Raw genomic sequence first — 18489 nt, forward strand, 5'->3', positions numbered from 1 at the left:
ATACAGACTTCAGCTGATGCACATGGCGGCCTCCTCCCAGTTCCGCCGCAGCAGCTGTTCCCCTCTGGAGGTCCATGACCTTCACACTTTATGGGCCGCGGTTTTCCGTCGGCCCTTTTTTCTTTTCAGAAGCAGGTCGCAACGGCGTTGCGGGCATTGGAGAAAAGCGGGGCCTGAGCCCCGCGGCTCGGCTACTCGAAGACTGACATCTGGGCAGTCGCGGCTTGTCTGCCGACCGAGTTCGCGGGCTGTTCGACCGTGCGCTCGTAAGGCTTCCAGGTTTCGCCGGTGATGGTGTAGCGTCCGACCCACGACCGCACGTCTTCAGCTGATGGCGCAAGCAGCGCTGCCGGATGCACCAGTTTTCCCTCGGCAAAATGCTCGACAAGAGCCGCAAGGGTACACGCGTGTACCTCTACGGCTCTGATATCCCCGACTGGCTTATGACGTTGGCAACCGATGCCAGGTTCGTGCGCCGAGGTCATGGACTATTCCGTGAAGAGACAAGCGGCGTCGAGAACAGCGAATTTAGCCTGTCAGATGAACCAGATGAGGAGAGGGCCATGAGCCCGTGGCGATGGCCTATCAAAATGTCATCGGCCGAGCGGGCTATATTGGAGGCTCTTGATGAATTACCGAAAAACGAGAGCTTTCACAGCATCGACATGATGTTTCAGGGAATGGTCAATCTACGCCCAAAATTGTTGACGGCGCTACTTGCCCAATGTCGTAGCGTGAAGGTGAAACGCCTCTTCTTCGTCTATGCAGACAAGCACGCGCATGCGTGGCTCAAGCATATCGATAGGTCACAGATCGATATGGGACGCGGCGATCGTGCACTTGTCCCAGGTGGCCGGCTTCACCCGATTTATCGCATTACGGTCCCTGCGGACCTTGTCCGACAGGAGCATACAGATGGCGCGTGATCGCTACATGCGGCAGCCCATCCACTTGGGTGTAGTTGCAGCCTCTATCATTCTCGCAGTCCTAATTTATATCTTCATGAAGGAAGCGCTTGCTGTCACCGGCGAGGCCGAGCAGACGGCGGAATCCCCAACCGTTTCATTCATTAAAAATATTGCTACTTTTTCTGCTCGCCAGTCTGGAACAAGGAGATCGCTATGGTGAAGCTTGCATATGTTTTAGGAGGACTACTCGTTTTGATCGGTCTGCTCTGGATGGGTCAGGGCAGCGGGTATTTTCCATATCCGGCCGAGAGCTTCATGATCGATCAGTCGCCCTGGATTTATCGGGGAGCTCTGGTCGCCGTTGTTGGCGTTGTGTTGATCGTACTGGCGCGACGCAAGCGGCCGCTCCCGTGACTGCCCCTGCCCAAAACGAAAAAGCCTGCCGCGGGAGGAGGTGCGGCAGGCTTTTCGAAAAGAACCGAACAGCAGCTGGGAGGAGGAGTGCCGCTGTTCCGACAGACGTCCCTGGGAGGAGGAGTGGGCCTTCTGAAACCGAAGCTCTGCGGGAGGAGTTGCATCGCTTCGATGAAAACCAGAATATCCATTCCCTCCGCACATTAAATAGACTTTGCTGCAGTGCAGCCATGCGAAAAGTGCATGATCTCAGATAGATCTCCAGCACAGCGCCTCTCGTCGGTCTAGACACAGGAACGCCCGCGTCATCAGCGGGCGTGTCGTCATTCAGGTGGGCTTGGAAACAGTCGCTTAACGAGCAACCGATGCGCGGGCAACGCTGTGAATGTCGGCGCGATCGATGCCGAGGTCCTGCAGCTCACGTGAGCTCATGCGGCCGAGTTCGGTTACGGTCTGACGATACTTGCGCCAAGTGTTGAAAGAGCGTGCTACGTTCATGATGATCCCCTTTCGTGAGGTCTCTTGACGCCAGCAACCATGCTTTGGTTCCAACGTCGTTTCGATGATTGCGATATAGGCCCCTGCCCGCCCGTCGATAAGGCACAAGGTCTCAGGTCCGCCATGCATTCAAAGCATGGGTCCAATCAGCAGACGGGCTGAGGGGAGCGATCAGGCCCGGAACCGGTCGAAGGCCGTGAGGCGTTTGATGGGTGGATCGGCGTCTGGATAGCGATAGATTTCGGCCCTGAGATAGCGAAGCTCATCATCGAGCGCTTCTTCTCCAACCTCGATCCACCAGGATTTGGGACGGCCGTCGCTTCCGTCGGACCAGCGATAGCCTCGCGCCTTCAGATGGTCCTTCATGTCGAAGGGGCTGTTCTCCGCAAAGATCCGGACACGCGACCTCTGGCTTGCTTCATAGAGCTCGGCAAAAGCGGTGGAAGCCGGTCCATCCATTTCTCGAGCCAGGACCTCCAGAAGTGCAAAGCAATCGTCGACCGCGCGATGACCTTCATGGAAATATCCCGCTTGCCCGATCAGGTATCCGAGCTTGGTACCTTCATATCCCCGCGACGACCAGTCGATCTCGGAGTTGGAGCAAGCCCAGGGCTTGCCGGAAAACAGGTGAGAAAATGCCTCGCAGAATGGCCGGTCGAAACCGGGATTGTGGGCGATCAGCAGATCAGCCGGTTCAATCAGCGCCCGCAACGCAGCCATATCGATTGACTGTCCGGCGACCATATCATCCGTGATCCCGGTGAGCCTGGTGATCTCAGTGGGAATGGAAACGCTTGGCTGTTGAAGCCCACCGTAGATGCCGGTGACGTCACCGATGCTTCCTGTCGCATCGAAGGTGAAAGCGATCACGCCAATCTCGATGATCTCATCCTTGCGAGCATTGAGGCCCGTGGTCTCGGTGTCGAGAATGGTGCCCTTGAGGGGGTATGCTGGCCGGGCGAATGGTGCGATTGCGCGCGGCGCGAGTTTCTGCAGGATCCGATATCGACCTGTCTGCGACAGATGTCGGACCATGTTCTCTTCACTCATGGGGATGGCATGTTTGTAGGGTTTAGCGAATTTGGGGGAGCCGCGCGTGACCGCATGGTCGCGCGGAGCCTGCTCCGAAAACATGTCAAACTGTTCGGCCATTCCTGTTGTCTAAGCCCCGCCGCCAATTTTCCACCTTCAAAACACGGCACGATCTGCAGATTAACCTTGTTGGTGGGGGTGCGATTTCAGCCAACCTAGCGAGCAGGGTTTACGATCGCGCAGTTTCACGCAGTGACCGCTCTTGGGTCGCTGCGCAGAAGCGTCTGGAATAGGAAGGGCATACCAGCTGTAGCGGGAACCGCGAAAGCCGTTCGCCTCCCACAAGACCGGTTAAAAGGGTTGCCGCAGGAGGTTTAGCATAGCGACGGCAACGCCGGAAACCGGGACCGACACCCCCGGCGCGCGGGTCCGCTCTTAAACCAGCTACCGCCGCAGTGGCGCTTTTGAGCAGTCAGATGTGAACGTCTTGATGAGATTCAAACCGTGAATCGTTCAAACCATCTTCGAGATTAATGACACGGCTCAAGTGATAGCAAACCGCTCAAGCATTTTGAGGAGCTGCAAATTCTGCTGACACAGCTGTTTCGCCAGGAGCCATTTCAAGCGTCGATTTTCCTCCTCAAGCGAGGTCAGCTCATCGTATGACGCTTCGCTGTGATCGACGGGCATAAGCGCGGTGGAAGCGTTGCTCTCCCCGTTGACAGACGGTTCGATCCTTGTGTCGCGACGACGTCCCACCCCTCGTCTCGATGGTCGCTTTGGCGGGTCCATCTCCTTCTGCGATACCGCACCAAACGTTGAACGCCCATCTTGCTGCTGTGAGCAGGATTGATCAGCCCCGATCAATAAAGCCTGTACCTGCTGCTCGTTGCCGACATCGATATCTACGGGCTCTTCCTGCGGTTCTACGTTAGACACCCGCCCCTCATCCTGGCGCGAAGCGTCCGCGACAGTGTCATGCTCGAACAGATGCGACGCGTCCGCTTCGCGAACGAGCGCCTTGAAATCGGTGTCGCTCCAGATCGATTTCGGTGGCATTTTTGACTGTCGGCGCGTCGATTTGATTTCGACGACGAATGATCGCTGCTGTGTCTTCATAGGTCTAATCTCTGGATATTTTCAGTTGGCTTGCGAGGATTCGAAGCGCTTGAGCATTTTTCTGAGCTGGGCATTTTGCAAACGCAGTTTTTGAGCTAACTGATTTTTGAGCTGTTTGATGTCTTCGTCCAAGCTTGCCGCCTCGTCAAAAAACTGGTTTTCGGACGCCGACGGAGATTGTCGAACTGGCTCCCCAGCGGCGGCCATATGACTCGGCGCAATCCGGCCGGCGTGGCCTTTCCCTGCTACCTTCGAAGGTTTTTCCTGCGACATGCCGGGTGGTTCAGCGGCCGCGCTCGCCGGCCCCAACGCCGGCACGTCGACGACCGGCTGTTCTCTGCCATGATCCGCTCCGGCCATTTGCTCTCTGGCTTCAGCCGTCAGCGATGCAGGCGCAACGGAATCGACTGTGCTTGTGGTTACCGCCGTCATTTCAACCAGATCTGGAGATGGGCTTTCATGGCCATGTTCCGGACTAGATGTTGCTTCCGGTAAAACTGACAACGGCGCTGGCTGCAATTCAATTTCGACAGGCTTGCGATCGATGTCCCGCTCACTCGTTTGATCGGGCTTCTCGGACGGTCGTTGCCGTGACATCAATTGAGCAAGGAACTTCCATGGTGGTTTCATCGTGCTTCAACCTCAAGCGACAGGCATCGTGATCATGCCACAGCTCGAAATCCGGGGTCGCGACGCAAGCCCGGTCTTTTCTGAACCGTCCAAGACCATACTGGTGAGGGTCGATAGTGCAACCGACCTAATGTTCGCTATGACAGACTAGACGCCAAGGCGCTTGCGCAGGTCAGCATTTTCCGCCCGCAGCTTTTCTGCCAAGGCTTTGCGAAGCTGCCTGTTTTCTTCCTCAAGCTGAATGAGTTCTGCCATCTCGTCTGCAGCCGTGACAGGCACCTTTGCTGGCGCTTTCGCCTGCCTGACTGCCTTGGGCTTTCCAGTCACTTTGGCGTCGGCCCCTTTAGCGATCTTGGCTGCGGGTGTTTCGACAGCAACGGACGTCGCCTCAACTTTGGCGGCGCGCTTTTTGCGAACCTTGGGTGACTTTACAGTCGTAAGCGATGCCAACTGGGCCGCTTGAATCTCCGCTTTTGAGCGGCGCGGCGCGCGCTGCTTTTTAACGACCGGCGCTTCTGCCGGGGTCGGTGTCAAAACCGCGCTTGCCGCGCCTGTATCGTTCTCGTCAGCCATCAGTGATCTCCCTCTAAGGTGAGTTTCTTTTCGACCGCGTACAAGCCGGTGTCAACATGAACCTAGGGATCGCCTACAATTTGGTAAAAGCGGTCCAGATTTCTCTGCCAACATCTGAATATGGGACCACTTGCCGCCACCATCGCCCTATCCGGCGGAGCGGTTGCTCGAACGTGTTGTTTTTCACTCCGGCCGGATCCAGAACAAGTTCCCACATAATATCTGGGACGGATCGACCAAGGACGTCCATGATAACTTGCTGTGCGATAGTCGTGCCACCCCCTGAGCGCGCTCAAGTTCAAGCCCCGCCGGGCAGCCGGCGGATCGCCGAGCTTTTCACGATTGTCCAATTACAGAAAAGCCCGGCACAACGGCCGGGCTTCGATGTTCTTGAGTTCAGAACGCTAGTCTTTGTGCTCGGGCATGTCCTTGAGCTGATCCTTCGTCCAGTTTGTGACGGCATGGACGTCGCCATCGTCGTCGCGCATGAATTCCAGATCGGTCAGCGCAACGCTGACGGGCTTTGCTCCGATACCAAGGAAGCCTCCAACGTCGATGATCGCGGTACCACCTGCGCCGGACCCGTGAATGTGATCCAGTTTGCCGACTTTGTGGTCATCGGCGCCATAAATGGTCGCGCCTTCAAGCACGGCAGGCGTCAACTCGATCGTGGATAGGCGAACGTGATTTGTATGATCCATTAGTGATCCTCCTTGTTTCCTGAGGAGGGGTAACCCGAAGCGAACAAAGTTTGTTCCATCGAGATGGTCTACAGCCCGAAGCGCTAACACGTCAGAAACGGAATGCTGTCACCTGTCGGGTTCGAAAAGCATCAGAGAACATAACCCGAGGGTCTCTACAAAACTCGGGGCTATTCATCTCCAATTTTTCCACCGACCTGAATTGCTACGCTGCCCAGACATGCTCGTCGCTCTGCCTTTCAGGAAAATAGAGTGTGCGGACAGTCACGAGATCTGCAAACTCCCCGGCCCGTATCCGTGAAGATAACGACCCAGCATGCGTTCCGATCGCACGCTCGAGCGGTGGAACATCGGCTGCGAGTGGAGGATAACGGCAGTGTCCCCGGCGCGCGCCGTCGCGTCCTAGCGGAACCAACAGGCCGCTCAGCACGTTTCAAAACAGCCCGCTATAGGAGACGAAAAATGGGAAGCACATCCGACAAGATCAAAGGTACCGCGAATGAAGTGGCCGGCAAGGCACGCCAGGCCGTAGGCAAGGCTGTAGACAATCACGAGGAACAGGCCAAAGGCGCTGTCCAGGAAGCCAAGGGCAAAATCCAGGTTGCCAAGGGCGATGCGAAGGATGCCATCAAGAACTTCGTCGACAAGGCTTAAAGCCATATCACTGGCCGTAGTTTAGGCCCGCGCTAGTGAATTGACCCCCGAGGGTGGATGTCCAACTTTATAGGGTCAGTTCATGTTCGCGGGCTTTTTAATGGGAGAAGATCGCATGAAATGCACTGCCTTAGGCGCCGCGGGCGTACTCGCCCTTTTTTCCGCAAACTACGCCTTTGCACAGGCCGCCGAAGACCCGGCGGTGAGCGCCTGTAAGTCGACCGGGCTGCTAGCCCTACAGGAGCGGTCGCCAGAGATCACCGATCTCGTGATGGACATGGAAAGTCTTGCCATCAGCAAGGCCGACACCACGGTCGAAGACGTCGCGGTCAAGACGGTCATTCTGGGAGAGGCCTACATCGCCCGCAAGGACAAGACTGGAAAGCCCGACAGGTTCGTCTGCCTGCTTGGCGACAAGGGCAAAGTTCTGCTGACCTTCTTTACGGCTCAGTAGACTATGAGGGTTCCCTGCTCTGAGTACTGAAGGGGCTCTCGAGCGTGCTGCTCCGCTGGTCATATGGACTTTGTGCGATCGGATTGATCTGGTGAGTGAGGGGATTTCAACCATTCATTTTGCCAGTCTCTCGCCTCTCAGTTTGAGAACAACGATGACCCCCTCGGCTGGCCTATCATACGTGGTGCACAGTGCCATCCGCATCTTAAAGGCGAAAATCAAAAAGCCACCCGTGCTGTTTGCCAAATGAACGGATGATGGAATGTCCTATGCGATCGGCCCCCGATAGTCTCAACGATTGGGTGTGCCGAAAGGCAAAGTCCAGCCCGAGGGCAGATTGGCACCTTCGGGACGATGCTGAGGAACAGCCTGTTTCAACACACAGGCGCGCATGTTCTCCAGCGTCTCACCGGGCGTGTGGCCTAACTCGGCTTTGAATAGGCGGAAGAAGGACTTCTCGTTCGAAAAGCCGTGACACCGGGCGACCTCAGCGATATGCGGCTGCGGACGGTTGGGATCTGCTAGCATCTGATAAGCACGACCCAATCTCTTGCGCTGTATTTGCTGTTGAGTTTCACGAGTTTTTGACCCCGATTGCAACTTCGCGCTAACCCGTTCAGACAGATCTAACACATTGAAAAGCTCGACAGTTCGACTAAACGGCCGGGTCATCACGAAACCCAAAACTGGGTTGAACCATCACACAAATCAACAATGAGACAAGCTACTGCCGAAGCGGATAGAAAATCCATTCCTGGCAGGCGTCGAGAAAATAGGAAAAATATAAAGGCCGCGAGCGCTGACGTCCGCGACCTCCAAACATGGAGATGAGGTATCTCAGTTGGCTGCCTTGAGCGAGCTGATGATCGCCTGCAGTTCTGCCCCGTGCTTTTCCTGCGTGCCCTTCGAACCCCAATAGGTGATGACCAGAAGCTTGTCGGCGGTTGGCGCAAGCAGGGACAGGCCGACATTGACGCCACCGTCGCTGTCGGTGCCATCCCAGTCGAAATTGGTCATGCTCATGCCGTTGACCATTTCGTCCGATTTCTTCTGTGTCGAGCCGTCGATCTTGACACCATTCTTTTCGAGATAGGCGATGGCGTCGTCGATGACCTTGTCGGTGGTCTTCGCGTCAGCAACATCGATCGAAATATAGATCGCCGAATCGTCCGAAGTCGCATCGATGCCGGTTTCCGTCTCCTTGGGACCCCAGCTATCTGGAATGGTGATCGAGGCGACCGGCTCATCGCTTGGGAACTTCAGGGTGGCGGCGTATGATGCCACTGGAAGAAGCGCGGCGATCAGGGTCGCCAGGACTAGCTTTTTCATGCAATTCACCTTTGGGTAGGGCCTCGGCTCGGCAAGTGCCCGAAGTGCGGGGGGATGGGGTTGGCGACCTGGACAATCGTTCAGCCTCCCGTGTGACGTCCGCTCAGGCCGGATTGGCTTGGTGACGATCGTCTTTCTCAGGCCGCCGCAGGTCTATCCCGGCGGAAGCAATCATTATCCAGTAACGCTGCATAATATTCTAAATTTGAGATAAAAACTACGGTGATGCCCAAGAGGATCATCACCGACAAGCTGCGCTCATATGACGCCGCCAAGCGGGACGTTATGCCGGATATCGAGCACCGATCCCACAAGGGTCTCAACAATCGAGCGGAAAATTCCCATTTGCCTCTGCGCAAACGGGAGAGGGCCATGCAAGGTTTCCGATCAACCGGAGGCTTGCAACGGTTCATCTCGATCTTCTCGGCACTTCGAAATATCATCGTCACCCCACGCCACAAACGATCCGCACTGGCCAATCACATTCATCGCATCCGCGCTATAGCTCATTGGAAAGCCGTCACCGGCGCAATTGCCCGATCTACAACGACAAAGCGCGCCGGCCGTTTAACGCTCGATAACGTGACAACTCGGTTTCACCCCTTGATCGCGCGTCGGCCAACGCTGCTATTGCGCCGACGATCAGGGCGGCAATTAGCTTTATCTTGTATGAGGTAGCTTTGGGCGCAAAAAGATGCCGGATTACCCATACAAACGCGGGGCTGTGTTTCTGTTCCTTTTGTCAGTTGGGCCGGCTCACGCCGCCAGCCCTATGCCTTCACTTCGGCCCGTTCCAGCTTTGTCAGAATTTCTTCCAGTCATTTGGTCGTTTCACGAAGTCGCGCGTTTACCATGGGAGAACCAAGCCATTTGGGAGATTGTCATGACCAAGAATTTTGACCTGTCCGTTTTTTCAGTTGAGGAGCTGACCTCTCTCATCAATGAGGCAACGACCCTACGAGACACCAGACGCTCGAGCCATGATCGCAAGTTAACGGGTGCGGATGGTTCTAAGGAACAGGATGTGCATGACCCGGACCACGGCGTTATCCCCACGCCGACGCCACGTGACGTCAAGGATGAAGGTCCGGCACACGGCGTGCGAAAATAGAGCCTCTGGGCGAAGATTATTAGGCGATCCGCGGCGTTCTGAAGCAGGCACGCCAGCTGCGTCAATCAGCCAGGGAGAAGGCGCATAACGATCTTGACCAGTTCCTTATTCATAAACGGCTTCTTCAGATCGGGCCGTTTGCGGTACCCGCGGGGATCGTCGGTGGGTATGGCATGGCGCCAACCTCCACCGGCTTTGCCTGATGCTCCATGCCCAGGGACAAGTGACGACCGGACGGCTGATGACGTTGCTGAATGATATTGGTCACAGCGTCATCGCCAGCGATGATCGCGCCCAAGCGTCAGATCGTGCGGCTTCTGACCAGGCGACTGGGTGGTTTTGTCGCCGAGGATGCGGCGGTGCTGCATTCCGGTCTTGTATCGTCACGCTATGTGACGGTTGACGACACCAGCGCTCGACATTCCCATAATCCGTATTGCGCCACAGTATTGGTGCAGGGAGGTGGGTGCCAACAGCGTTTTACTTGAGAAAGGTCGGACCTTCTGTAAGCGTCAGATACCACGGAACGCATCTCGGAAAGCGGCATCTGCGTCGGCTTGCGATCCTCGTCCCAATGCATCCTGCACCTTGGTGAACCACCCGCGATAGATAAATGTGTTTGTCGCCATCGCAAGGTCCAGGTCGTTCTTCGCTCCCGCCAAATCACCTTGCCGCGTCTTCAGCCAAGCTCGAATCGCCAATGCATCGGGAGTCTGGGGGGCCTTTGCCAGCACCTCCGAAATATCCTGCTGCGCCTCGACTTCATCCACGACCAACTGATGAACGGGCAGAAGTTCCGGGCATTGACGGTGGTCGATGTCTATACGCGTGAAGCACTGGCTATCGAGGTCGGCCAGCGATTGCGTGGAGAGCATGTCGTTGATGTTCTCAATCGGTTGGTCCGGCGACGCAATGCTCCGAACCGGCTGTTTGCCGACAACGGCAGCGAATTTACCGGTCACATGGTCGATCTCTGGGCGTATCACCACAAAGTCCGCATCGAGTTCTCTCGACCGGGAAGACCCACGGACAATGCCTTCATCGAAAGCTTCAACGGGTCGTTGCGCGACGAGTGCCTGAACGTGCATTGGTTCGAAACCCTATCCGAGGCCAGGAGGCAGATCGAAGCCTGGCGTAGGGAATACAATGAGAGCCGTCCTCACGCGGCTCTTGGCTATTTGACGCCGTCGGAATATGCTGGCGGTGCAGTTACTTCGGTGGGCCAAAACAGCCTCACCAGCGTCGGAGGCTAACGCTCCAAGCTGGACCACCAAACCCAAGCGCTTCAATCGCAGTATGCACTAACATTAAACCCGGATCATCCTGCGGGGGCATGCCACCGTCAGTTGATCTCTACGACTACGCGACCACGGATGCGACCTGCAACGATATCTTCTGCAATTTTCGGCAACGCGGACATCGGCTCAATTCGCATTAACGCCAGCAGGTGCACAGGGTTTAGGTGCTGGCCAAGGGTCTGCCAGGCACGTTGACGTTTTGCAACGGGCGCCATGACGGAATCGATGCCGAGCAGTGCCACATTGCGCAAGATATGCGGCAAGACCGTCGCGGTCAGATCGGCGCCGCCGGCAAGACCGCAAGCAGCCACGGCCCCTCCGTAGACTATCTGGGACAGCACATTGGCAAGCGTCGTCGAACCGACGGAATCGATTGCGCCCGCCCAGCGCTCTTTCTGCAGCGGGCCGCCCTTCTCGCTGAGCGTCGCGCGCTCGACGAAGCCGGAAGCTCCCAGCGAGGCAAGATAGTCATGTGTTTCCGGCCGGCCGGTCGATGCCGTTACCTTGTAGCCCTTGTTGGCAAGCAGGCTCACAGCCACCGAGCCGACGCCACCGGCCGCTCCGGTGACCAGCACTTCCCGATCATCCACGCCGATCGTTCCCCAATCCTCCAGAGCATTGACGCAAAGAGCGGCGGTATAGCCAGCCGTCCCAATCGCCATCGCCTGTTCCAGAGTAAATTCGGGCGGCAGCGCGATCAGCCATTCCGCCTTGACCCGCTGGTATCGGGAATAACCGCCCCATTCGGTCTCAGAGAGACCCCAGCCGTTCAACACGACCTTGTCACCCGCAACCCATTTGTCCGAGCGCGACTCGACGACGACGCCGGCGAGATCGATACCGCCAACCATCGGCGTGCGGCGCGCAATCCTTCCCTTGCCGGAGAGCGCCAGGCCATCCTTGTAGTTGACCGTGGAAAACGCGACTTCGACCAGAACGTCGTGGTCGGGAAGATCGGCCAAGGTCAGTTGACGGAAGGCGGCCTGCTGTTTGCCATCAACCGTGTCGATCACCATTGCCGTAAAAGAATCTGACATGGAATTCCCTTGAACTTCAATGCTTCTGCGGATGTGAGCCGACCAGCTTCAGGACTGCGCCTGCTCGCTCGCCCGACGGCCGCGCGCATCGAGCGCGGCGCTATAACTATCACGTACATAGGCGAGGAGATTTGTGAGCGCCGCCGTTGCTTCGCCGACATCGCGATTGCTCAGCGCCTCATGGATCCGCTGGTGGAAGGCAACGACCTGGCGGCGCTCGCGCACCCTGAAGACGATCATGTTCGTAATCGGAATGAAGGATTCGATCACGATGTACATCATCAGCTTCAAGGGGCCGTTGCCGGTCGAGTCGACCAGAGCGCGATGGAACCGCACATCGGAAGCGCAGAAATCTTCATCGCTGATGCCCTGATCCCGCTGCAAGGCAATCTCAGTGGCCATGGCCTGCAATCCCTCTCCGCTGCGGTTTTCGCAGGCAAGCCGGCAGCAGATGGTTTCCGTCTCAAGCCTTGCGGTAATGATCTCGTCGATATCGAAAGCGCCGATGCCGACGAGAAGCGTCGCGGCACCAGTAATCGCCTTCGACAGCCCCTCCGGATCGGGTCGCATCACGAAATTGCCGCCGAGGGGGCCGCGACGCGAATGAATGAGGTTCTGCGCCGCCAGACGCTTCAACGCCTCGCGCACCGTCGGGCGCGAAATTCCGAAACTCCGGGCAAGATCCTCTTCCGTCGGCAAGCGCTCGTCGATCTTCAGGCGCCCGTCCAGGATCGCGGACTTGATATTCTCGGCGACCTGCTTGGCGATGCCAGATCTTACCACTTCGTCATATCTAAGATTCATGGAGCTCCATCCTTCGCTCGAAAGCATTGATGCCATGCCTTCATCGAAAAGGCTACAGGTATTTAAATATAGGTTTGACAAATATCAGATTGGCGATAACCTGCCCTTGATCCAGATAACCAGGGGAACAGAATGGGCGGATCGATCGACCGGGCGCTCGTCGCTCGTCCCTTATTTGCGCCGTCTTTGCAGCTACAGGAATTATTGGCCCGCCTCGATGGCAGGCTGGACAAGAACGCTGTTGTCGCAGGCCCGGATGTTGGCGATACCTATTGCGCCGACGCGACGGACGAGCGCGGCGTGCGGCCATCCATCCTGTTTCGCCCTAGGGATACCGCATCGGTGTCGGCCATTCTTTCCGCATGCGATGCCGTCGGCCAGCCCATCGTCGTGCAAGGTGGCCGGACCGGCCTTGCGGGCGCCGCGCGGCCCATGGCCGGCGAGGTTGCGCTGTCCCTGGAGCGCATGAGCGCGATCGAACCCGTCAACGAGGATGCCGGCACTGTCATTGCCCATGCCGGCGCAACCCTGCAGGCTGCGCAAGAGGCTGCGGCCAGCCACGGCTTCATGTTCGGCGTGGATATCGGCGCGCGCGGCACGTCCACCATCGGCGGCAACATCGCCACCAATGCCGGCGGCATTCGCGTCCTGCGCTACGGCATGTATCGCGCCCAGGTTCTTGGCCTTGAGGCCGTGATGGCGGACGGCTCGGTGCTGACTAGCCTAAAAGGCCTTTCGAAAGACAATTCGGGTTTCGATCTCAACCAGATCTTCATCGGCAGCGAGGGCACGCTTGGGGTCGTAACCCGCGCCTGTCTGCGCCTTCATCCCAAGCCGCGCTCACTGGCAAACGCATTTTGCGCACTCCCGTCGCTCAGCGCGGCAATCGCGCTTCTGCGGCGTCTGCGCCAGAGGTTGGGACCTTCCCTTTCCGCTTTCGAAGTCATCTTCCCGACTGTTTATGCCGGCGTTCTCAAGCGCACCGGCGCGCCACCGCCTGTGCCGGCGGGTGCCGGAATGTATGCGCTCATCGAGATGCAGGGACAGGACGACGCGGGCGACGAGGATCGCTTCGCCGACGCGCTGATGGAATGCTACGAGGAAGGCATCGTCAGCGATGTCGCGGTTTCCCGCTCGCTGCGCGACTACCATGCCATCTGGGCTTTGCGCGAGGCGGCAAGCGAGTTCATTTTCAGCATGGACCATGTCGCGGGCTTCGACGTCAGCCTGCCCATTTCCGCGATGCAGCGGTTCCTGGACAGGGCCACGGCCGAAATCGCAACTGTCGATCCCGCTGCTTCCATCTACATTTTCGGTCACCTCGGTGACGGCAATCTGCATTTTCTCGTTCGCACACACCATTATGACCGCGTCGCGGACGCGACCCTTTCCTGTGCTGCCAGCGAGGGCGGATCGATATCGGCCGAGCATGGGATTGGCCTTGAAAAGAAGAGGTGGTTGCCGCTGGTTCGAAGCCCGGCCGAGATGGCCGCCATGCGCCGTCTCAAATTGGCGTTCGATCCCAATAACATCCTCAATCCCGGCCGCGTCTTCGACATGGAACCGACAGCACCGGGGAGCGCGCATAAATGGCTACCCTCCCCGTCGCCGCCCACCCCGAAAACCACCCCCGGCCTCCGCCGCGACGACACCCAGCCTCGACGACCGCTACGCGCTCGATCGGGGACGCATCCTCGTTTCCGGCACGCAGGCGCTCGTTCGCCTACCGATGATCCAGCGTCAGCGCGACCTAGCGCGCGGACTGAATACCGCCGGCTATGTCTCCGGATATCGCGGCTCGCCACTTGCTAGCTTCGACCGCGAAATGGCGCGCGCGAAGAAGTATCTCGACGACCACCACATCCGCTTCCAGCCCGGTCTCAATGAAGACATGGCCGCCACCGCCGTCTGGGGCACACAGCAGACGGCGATGTTTCCGGGCGCCCGGTATGATGGCGTCTTCGCCATGTGGTACGGCAAGGGACCTGGCGTCGACCGCAGCATGGACGTGATCCGTCACGCCAACGCCGTCGGCACCAATCCGAACGGCGGCGTTTTGCTGCTCGTCGGAGACGATCACGGTGCCGTTTCTTCGACCCTGCCGCATCAGAGCGAGCATAATCTGATCTCCGCGATGGTGCCGCTCCTATCGCCGGCGGGTGTTGGAGAATACATCGACTATGGATTGCTCGGCTGGGCGCTCAGCCGCTATTCCGGCGCCTGGGTCGGCTTCAAATGCCAGACGGAAATCGTCGAATGCACGGCGACGGTCGAACTCGATCCCGACTGGCCCACCATCGTCTATCCCGACGGTCATGGCGACCTCTCGTTGCGATGGCCGGACGGCCCGCATGCGATGGAGCGGCGGCTGGAAAACAAGATGGAGGCGATACACACTTTCGCCCGTCAAAACAGCATCGACAGAACGGTCTGGGGTAGCACTGCCGGCAAAGCGAGGCTCGGTATCGTTTCGACCGGGAAATCATGGCTCGACCTCATGGGAGCGCTGGCAAGCCTCGGCATCGACGAGCGCCGGGCCGGTGACCTCGGCATCCGGCTTTACAAGATCGGCATGGTCTGGCCGATCGAACCGGAAGGCTTGCAACGGTTCGCCTCCGGCGTCGAAACCATGTTGGTGGTCGAGGAAAAACGCGCGATCATCGAAGACCAGATCAAGGCTCAGCTTTTCAACATGGCCGCGGACTGGCGCCCAAGGGTCTACGGCAAATTCGGCGTGGATGGCAAACCGCTCTTGTCCGCCGCCGGCGAGATCAATGCGGTTGCCGTTGCCAGGGCGATTGTCTCGGTCATCGGTGAGCATCACACCGATCTGCTGGCCAGATCGCACGATATCGAGGCGCTCCTCGCGGCCAGTGCCACGGAAACGCCGGCGCTGAAACGCGACCCCTATTTTTGTTCAGGCTGTCCGCACAGCGTTTCCACCCGACTGCCCGAGGGAAGCCGCGCATCCACCGGCATAGGCTGTCATATGATGGTAATCGGGCTGGAGGAGCGCAACACCTCGACCTTTACCCAGATGGGCGGCGAAGGCGGCTCGTGGATCGGCCTTTCCCCGTTCACCGACGAGAAGCATATCTTCGTCAACATGGGCGACGGCACCTATTTCCACTCCGGGCTGCTTGCGATCCGCGCCGCGATCGCCGCCAAGGTCAACGCCACCTACAAGATCCTCTATAATGATGCCGTCGCCATGACCGGCGGCCAGAAGCATGATGGCGAGGTCTCCGTTCCCGGCATTGTCGGGCAGATGCTCGCCGAAGGCGCGGCACGGGTTGCGGTCGTCGCCGAGCATCCCGACGTCTGGCAAGGCAATCTGCCGCGCGGCGTTACCGTCAACCATCGCGACGAACTGGATGCGGTGCAGCGCGAACTGCGCGAGGTGCCGGGCGTTACCGTGCTCGTCTACGACCAGGTCTGCGCCGCCGAAAAACGGCGTCGGCGCAAGCGAGGCGCTTTGGCCGTTTCCGACAAGCGCGCCTTCATCAACGAGCTCGTCTGCGAGGGCTGCGGCGATTGCTCCGCGGTTTCCAATTGTATCTCCATCGAACCGCAGGAAACGGAGTTCGGCCGCAAGCGGCGGATCAACCAGTCGAGCTGCAACACCGATCTTTCCTGCATAAAAGGCTTCTGTCCGAGCTTCGTCACCGTCGAGGGCGGGACTATCCGCAAGCCGGCGCCAAAGGCAGGCAAGGCAAGTTTCGACGACCTCCCCCTTCCGGCCCTCCGACCGATCACCGACCGGCCCTACAACATGCTGCTCGCCGGCATCGGCGGGACGGGCGTGATCACTGTCAGCGCCATATTGTCGATGGCCGCGCACATTGACGGCCTTGCCGTGCAGACGCTCGACCAGACCGGCCTTGCCCAGAAGAATGGGGCCGTCATTTCGCATCTGCGGGTCGCAATGACGCGAGAGCAGATCACATCCGTGCGCATCGGACCGGGGGAAAGCGATCTGGTCCTCGGCTTCGATATCGTCGTGTCCGCGGCCCAGAACGCCCTGTCCACATTCGCTGCCGGCCGGACCAAGGCCGTTCTCGACGATCATTTCGCGCCAACGGCTTCGTTTGTGCAGAACACCGCAATCGATTTTCGCCAGGAAGCGACGTTAAAGGCATTGCGCAAAGCGGCCGGTGACAACGCCATCAGCCTTATTGCCGCAACGAAACTGGGCGCGGCGCTGATGGGCGACGCGATTGCGGCCAACATGTTCCTGCTTGGTCACGCCTGGCAGCGAGGTCTTGTGCCAATCCACCTTGAGACAATCGATGCGGCGATCGAACTCAACGGCACAGGCATTGCGATGAACCGCGCAGCCTTTGGCTGGGGCCGTCGCTCGGTGGTCGATCCGGTAGCTGTCAAACAAGCCGCCTCAATCGATCTGGACGAGATGCCTGCCAAGCAAACACTGGACGACCTCGTCGCTAGGCGTATCGAGTTCCTGACGCACTACCAGAACACCGCCTATGCCGACAAATACCGCAAGCTGGTGACAACCGCCCGCAATGCCGAGGCCCAAGCGAAGCTCGGAGAGGATTTTTCCGAAGCCGTGGCGCGCAATGCCTTCAAGCTGATGGCCTATAAGGACGAATATGAAGTGGCTCGTCTCCACAACGACCAGAGCTTCAAGGACAAGATCGCCGCGCAGTTCGAAGGCGATTTCGAGATCAAGCATCATCTCGCGCCGCCGCTCTTTTCCCGACGGATCGACAAGCGCACCGGCAACCCGGCAAAGATCGCCATCAGCCGCAAGCTCATCTCGCCGGCATTCTCTGTACTGGAGAAAATGCGCTTCCTTCGCGGCACGCCGCTAGATCCGTTCGGTTACACGCACGAGCGCCGCATGGAGCGCAAACTGGTCGCCGATTATGCGGCACTAATCAATGACCTCTCAGCAAACCTGTCGCCGGAAAACCAGCAACGCGCCATCACGCTTGCCCAACTCCCCGATCAGATCAGGGGGTTTGGTCCGGTCAAATCAGCATCGATAGAGCGTTTCGAAAAGAACAAGGCGGCCCTGTTGATGCAGGCATCAAGCACTGCATCGCAACCGGCTGACACCAGCGTAAAGAGGAAAAGCATATGAGCATGACCGAGAGCTTCGAGACCATTCTCTTCGACAAGGATGAACAGGACAAGTTCGCGACGATCACCATCAATCGGCCGGACAAGCTCAATGCGATGAACAAGACGACAGTGCGCGAGATCGACCGTGCCGTCGCGCTTGCCGTCGCCGACAAGGACGTCAACGCGCTGGTGATCACCGGTGCCGGTCGCGCGTTTTCATCCGGTTATGACCTGCAAGGCGCAGACTATGACGTCAGCATCGAGGACTGGCATGCCGACATGTCGGAAAATGCCCAGGCGCTTCTGAATATCTGGAAAGCGCCAATCCCTGTCATCGCCTCGGTGAACGGCTATGCGCTTGCCGGCGCGCTCGAACTCGTCATGTCTTGCGATCTTGCGATCGCCGCCGACAATGCCAAGTTCGGCGAACCGGAAGTCCGGCACAATTCCGGTCCGCCTGCCCTCTTCATGCCGTGGCTGCTGGCCACCCGCGATGTCCGCTGGCTGATGTATACGGGTGATCTGGTGGACGCGGAAGAAGCGCTGCGCATGCATCTGATCAACAAGATCGTGCCCGCCGATCAGCTCAAGCAAAAGACCGAGAACATGGCGCGCAAGCTGGCACGCATGCCGGTTCCGGCGATCAAATTCGCCAAGTCGTCCATCAACAACCAGCAGATCGCCGCCGGCCTGATGACATCCTTCGATTACAACGTGCACGCCATCGCTGCCCTTCATGTCAGCAAGGACGGGCAGGAATGGATGCGCAATCTCCAGAAGATGTCGCTGAAGGAATATCTCGAATTTCGCGACGCACCCTTCAAAGGGCTCGATTGACA

At 58.3% G+C, this 18489-nt stretch carries 20 protein-coding genes and 4 pseudogenes; 12 read left to right on the forward strand and 12 right to left on the reverse strand.

Going from position 1 to position 18489, the window contains the following annotated elements:
- Positions 1–191: 191 nt before the first annotated feature.
- Entirely contained in the window at positions 192–359 is a 168-nt protein-coding gene (locus HB780_RS10360) for a hypothetical protein (RefSeq protein WP_183689722.1), read from the reverse strand.
- Between HB780_RS10360 and HB780_RS10365 the strand changes: the two genes are divergently transcribed.
- Genes HB780_RS10365 through HB780_RS10375 form a run of 3 tightly spaced genes read left to right on the forward strand, consistent with a single transcriptional unit; the run spans position 354 to position 1322 of the window.
- Positions 354–926, forward strand: a complete 573-nt coding sequence (locus tag HB780_RS10365) for a type IV toxin-antitoxin system AbiEi family antitoxin domain-containing protein (RefSeq protein WP_286202906.1) — start codon at positions 354–356, stop codon at positions 924–926. The genes HB780_RS10360 and HB780_RS10365 overlap by 6 nt on opposite strands.
- Positions 916–1128, forward strand: a complete 213-nt coding sequence (locus HB780_RS10370) for a hypothetical protein (protein ID WP_183687448.1) — start codon at positions 916–918, stop codon at positions 1126–1128. The genes HB780_RS10365 and HB780_RS10370 overlap by 11 nt, the downstream gene beginning before the upstream one ends.
- Positions 1122–1322: a hypothetical protein gene (locus HB780_RS10375; RefSeq protein WP_183687450.1), complete on the forward strand. Its 201-nt coding sequence runs from the start codon at positions 1122–1124 to the stop codon at positions 1320–1322. The genes HB780_RS10370 and HB780_RS10375 overlap by 7 nt, the downstream gene beginning before the upstream one ends.
- A 351-nt stretch (positions 1323–1673) precedes the next feature.
- Here HB780_RS10375 and HB780_RS10380 read toward each other — a convergent pair whose 3' ends face one another.
- The 6 genes from HB780_RS10380 to HB780_RS10405 form a co-directional block, all read right to left on the reverse strand.
- Positions 1674–1820 (reverse strand): DUF1127 domain-containing protein, encoded by a 147-nt coding sequence (locus HB780_RS10380; protein WP_164049362.1) that lies wholly within the window; start codon positions 1818–1820, stop codon positions 1674–1676.
- Positions 1821–1991: 171 nt separating this feature from the next.
- Positions 1992–2870 (reverse strand): 3'-5' exonuclease, encoded by an 879-nt coding sequence (locus HB780_RS10385; protein ID WP_286203035.1) that lies wholly within the window; start codon positions 2868–2870, stop codon positions 1992–1994.
- A 525-nt stretch (positions 2871–3395) separates the two neighbouring features.
- Complete coding sequence (locus HB780_RS10390) at positions 3396–3971, reverse strand: hypothetical protein (RefSeq protein WP_183687452.1); 576 nt, start codon at positions 3969–3971, stop codon at positions 3396–3398.
- 21 nt (positions 3972–3992) lie between these two features.
- Entirely contained in the window at positions 3993–4601 is a 609-nt protein-coding gene (locus HB780_RS10395) for a hypothetical protein (protein WP_183687454.1), read from the reverse strand.
- Positions 4602–4748: 147 nt separating this feature from the next.
- Positions 4749–5174, reverse strand: coding sequence for a SyrB-like regulator (locus tag HB780_RS10400; protein ID WP_183687455.1), 426 nt, complete (start codon positions 5172–5174; stop codon positions 4749–4751).
- 404 nt (positions 5175–5578) lie between these two features.
- Entirely contained in the window at positions 5579–5875 is a 297-nt protein-coding gene (locus HB780_RS10405; protein ID WP_183687457.1) for a PRC-barrel domain containing protein, read from the reverse strand.
- 462 nt (positions 5876–6337) lie between these two features.
- Between HB780_RS10405 and HB780_RS10410 the strand changes: the two genes are divergently transcribed.
- Together HB780_RS10410 and HB780_RS10415 are read left to right on the forward strand one after the other, a co-directional pair.
- Positions 6338–6529 (forward strand): CsbD family protein, encoded by a 192-nt coding sequence (locus HB780_RS10410; RefSeq protein ID WP_183687459.1) that lies wholly within the window; start codon positions 6338–6340, stop codon positions 6527–6529.
- Positions 6530–6644: 115 nt separating this feature from the next.
- Positions 6645–6983 carry a hypothetical protein gene (locus HB780_RS10415; RefSeq protein ID WP_183687461.1) on the forward strand — a complete coding sequence of 113 codons (339 nt, stop codon included), beginning with the start codon at positions 6645–6647 and terminating at the stop codon, positions 6981–6983.
- 291 nt (positions 6984–7274) lie between these two features.
- Here the strand turns inward: HB780_RS10415 and HB780_RS10420 are convergent, their stop codons facing one another.
- Together HB780_RS10420 and HB780_RS10425 are read right to left on the reverse strand one after the other, a co-directional pair.
- Positions 7275–7655: a helix-turn-helix domain-containing protein gene (locus HB780_RS10420; RefSeq protein ID WP_183687463.1), complete on the reverse strand. Its 381-nt coding sequence runs from the start codon at positions 7653–7655 to the stop codon at positions 7275–7277.
- Positions 7656–7820: 165 nt separating this feature from the next.
- On the reverse strand, positions 7821–8312 hold the full coding sequence (locus HB780_RS10425; protein ID WP_183687465.1) for a histidine kinase: 492 nt from the start codon (positions 8310–8312) through the stop codon (positions 7821–7823).
- Between the two features lie 213 nt (positions 8313–8525).
- Between HB780_RS10425 and HB780_RS10430 the strand changes: the two are divergent.
- The 3 genes and pseudogenes from HB780_RS10430 to HB780_RS33485 all read left to right on the forward strand — a co-directional run.
- Positions 8526–8849 (forward strand): annotated as a pseudogene (locus HB780_RS10430) (DDE-type integrase/transposase/recombinase); the annotation flags it as partial.
- A 346-nt stretch (positions 8850–9195) separates the two neighbouring features.
- On the forward strand, positions 9196–9423 hold the full coding sequence (locus tag HB780_RS10435; RefSeq protein ID WP_183687467.1) for a hypothetical protein: 228 nt from the start codon (positions 9196–9198) through the stop codon (positions 9421–9423).
- Positions 9424–9566: 143 nt separating this feature from the next.
- Positions 9567–9869, forward strand: a pseudogene (locus HB780_RS33485) (IS66 family transposase); the annotation flags it as partial.
- Between the two features lie 66 nt (positions 9870–9935).
- On the opposite strand, the gene HB780_RS10440 reads toward HB780_RS33485, so the two are convergent.
- A complete protein-coding gene (locus tag HB780_RS10440) occupies positions 9936–10193 on the reverse strand; it encodes a hypothetical protein (RefSeq protein ID WP_183689723.1) in 258 nt (85 codons plus the stop codon).
- On the opposite strand from HB780_RS10440, the pseudogene HB780_RS10445 reads away from it, so the two are divergent.
- Positions 10179–10676: pseudogene (locus HB780_RS10445) on the forward strand (IS3 family transposase); the annotation flags it as partial. The gene HB780_RS10440 and the pseudogene HB780_RS10445 overlap by 15 nt on opposite strands.
- Before the next feature lie 89 nt (positions 10677–10765).
- On the opposite strand, the gene HB780_RS10450 reads toward HB780_RS10445, so the two are convergent.
- Together HB780_RS10450 and HB780_RS10455 are read right to left on the reverse strand one after the other, a co-directional pair.
- Positions 10766–11758 (reverse strand): MDR family oxidoreductase, encoded by a 993-nt coding sequence (locus HB780_RS10450; RefSeq protein WP_183687469.1) that lies wholly within the window; start codon positions 11756–11758, stop codon positions 10766–10768.
- A 48-nt stretch (positions 11759–11806) separates the two neighbouring features.
- On the reverse strand, positions 11807–12562 hold the full coding sequence (locus HB780_RS10455) for a FadR/GntR family transcriptional regulator (RefSeq protein WP_183687471.1): 756 nt from the start codon (positions 12560–12562) through the stop codon (positions 11807–11809).
- Between the two features lie 132 nt (positions 12563–12694).
- On the opposite strand from HB780_RS10455, the pseudogene HB780_RS10460 reads away from it, so the two are divergent.
- The 3 genes and pseudogenes from HB780_RS10460 to HB780_RS10470 form a co-directional block, all read left to right on the forward strand.
- Positions 12695–14101: pseudogene (locus tag HB780_RS10460) on the forward strand (FAD-binding oxidoreductase); the annotation flags it as partial.
- A gap of 151 nt (positions 14102–14252) precedes the next feature.
- On the forward strand, positions 14253–17669 hold the full coding sequence (locus tag HB780_RS10465) for an indolepyruvate ferredoxin oxidoreductase family protein (protein ID WP_286203037.1): 3417 nt from the start codon (positions 14253–14255) through the stop codon (positions 17667–17669).
- On the forward strand, positions 17666–18487 hold the full coding sequence (locus tag HB780_RS10470; RefSeq protein ID WP_183687473.1) for an enoyl-CoA hydratase/isomerase family protein: 822 nt from the start codon (positions 17666–17668) through the stop codon (positions 18485–18487). The genes HB780_RS10465 and HB780_RS10470 overlap by 4 nt, the downstream gene beginning before the upstream one ends.
- Positions 18488–18489: the final 2 nt, after the last annotated feature.

Source organism: Rhizobium lusitanum, from assembly GCF_014189535.1.
Taxonomy (GTDB): Bacteria; Pseudomonadota; Alphaproteobacteria; order Rhizobiales; family Rhizobiaceae; genus Rhizobium; species Rhizobium lusitanum_C.

Excerpts from the sequence above, each read along its gene's own strand:
- HB780_RS10395 (WP_183687454.1), bottom strand. The coding sequence starts at position 4,601 with ATGAAACCACCATGGAAGTTCCTTGCTCAATTGATGTCACGGCAACGA.
- HB780_RS10370 (WP_183687448.1), top strand. The coding sequence starts at position 916 with ATGGCGCGTGATCGCTACATGCGGCAGCCCATCCACTTGGGTGTAGTT.
- HB780_RS10380 (WP_164049362.1), bottom strand. The coding sequence starts at position 1,820 with ATGAACGTAGCACGCTCTTTCAACACTTGGCGCAAGTATCGTCAGACC.
- HB780_RS10450 (WP_183687469.1), bottom strand. The coding sequence starts at position 11,758 with ATGTCAGATTCTTTTACGGCAATGGTGATCGACACGGTTGATGGCAAA.
- HB780_RS10400 (WP_183687455.1), bottom strand. The coding sequence starts at position 5,174 with ATGGCTGACGAGAACGATACAGGCGCGGCAAGCGCGGTTTTGACACCG.
- HB780_RS10435 (WP_183687467.1), top strand. The coding sequence starts at position 9,196 with ATGACCAAGAATTTTGACCTGTCCGTTTTTTCAGTTGAGGAGCTGACC.
- HB780_RS10455 (WP_183687471.1), bottom strand. The coding sequence starts at position 12,562 with ATGAATCTTAGATATGACGAAGTGGTAAGATCTGGCATCGCCAAGCAG.
- HB780_RS10365 (WP_286202906.1), top strand. The coding sequence starts at position 354 with ATGCACCAGTTTTCCCTCGGCAAAATGCTCGACAAGAGCCGCAAGGGT.
- HB780_RS10375 (WP_183687450.1), top strand. The coding sequence starts at position 1,122 with ATGGTGAAGCTTGCATATGTTTTAGGAGGACTACTCGTTTTGATCGGT.
- HB780_RS10470 (WP_183687473.1), top strand. The coding sequence starts at position 17,666 with ATGAGCATGACCGAGAGCTTCGAGACCATTCTCTTCGACAAGGATGAA.
- HB780_RS10415 (WP_183687461.1), top strand. The coding sequence starts at position 6,645 with ATGAAATGCACTGCCTTAGGCGCCGCGGGCGTACTCGCCCTTTTTTCC.
- HB780_RS10420 (WP_183687463.1), bottom strand. The coding sequence starts at position 7,655 with ATGACCCGGCCGTTTAGTCGAACTGTCGAGCTTTTCAATGTGTTAGAT.
- HB780_RS10385 (WP_286203035.1), bottom strand. The coding sequence starts at position 2,870 with ATGAGTGAAGAGAACATGGTCCGACATCTGTCGCAGACAGGTCGATAT.
- HB780_RS10405 (WP_183687457.1), bottom strand. The coding sequence starts at position 5,875 with ATGGATCATACAAATCACGTTCGCCTATCCACGATCGAGTTGACGCCT.
- HB780_RS10410 (WP_183687459.1), top strand. The coding sequence starts at position 6,338 with ATGGGAAGCACATCCGACAAGATCAAAGGTACCGCGAATGAAGTGGCC.
- HB780_RS10390 (WP_183687452.1), bottom strand. The coding sequence starts at position 3,971 with ATGAAGACACAGCAGCGATCATTCGTCGTCGAAATCAAATCGACGCGC.
- HB780_RS10425 (WP_183687465.1), bottom strand. The coding sequence starts at position 8,312 with ATGAAAAAGCTAGTCCTGGCGACCCTGATCGCCGCGCTTCTTCCAGTG.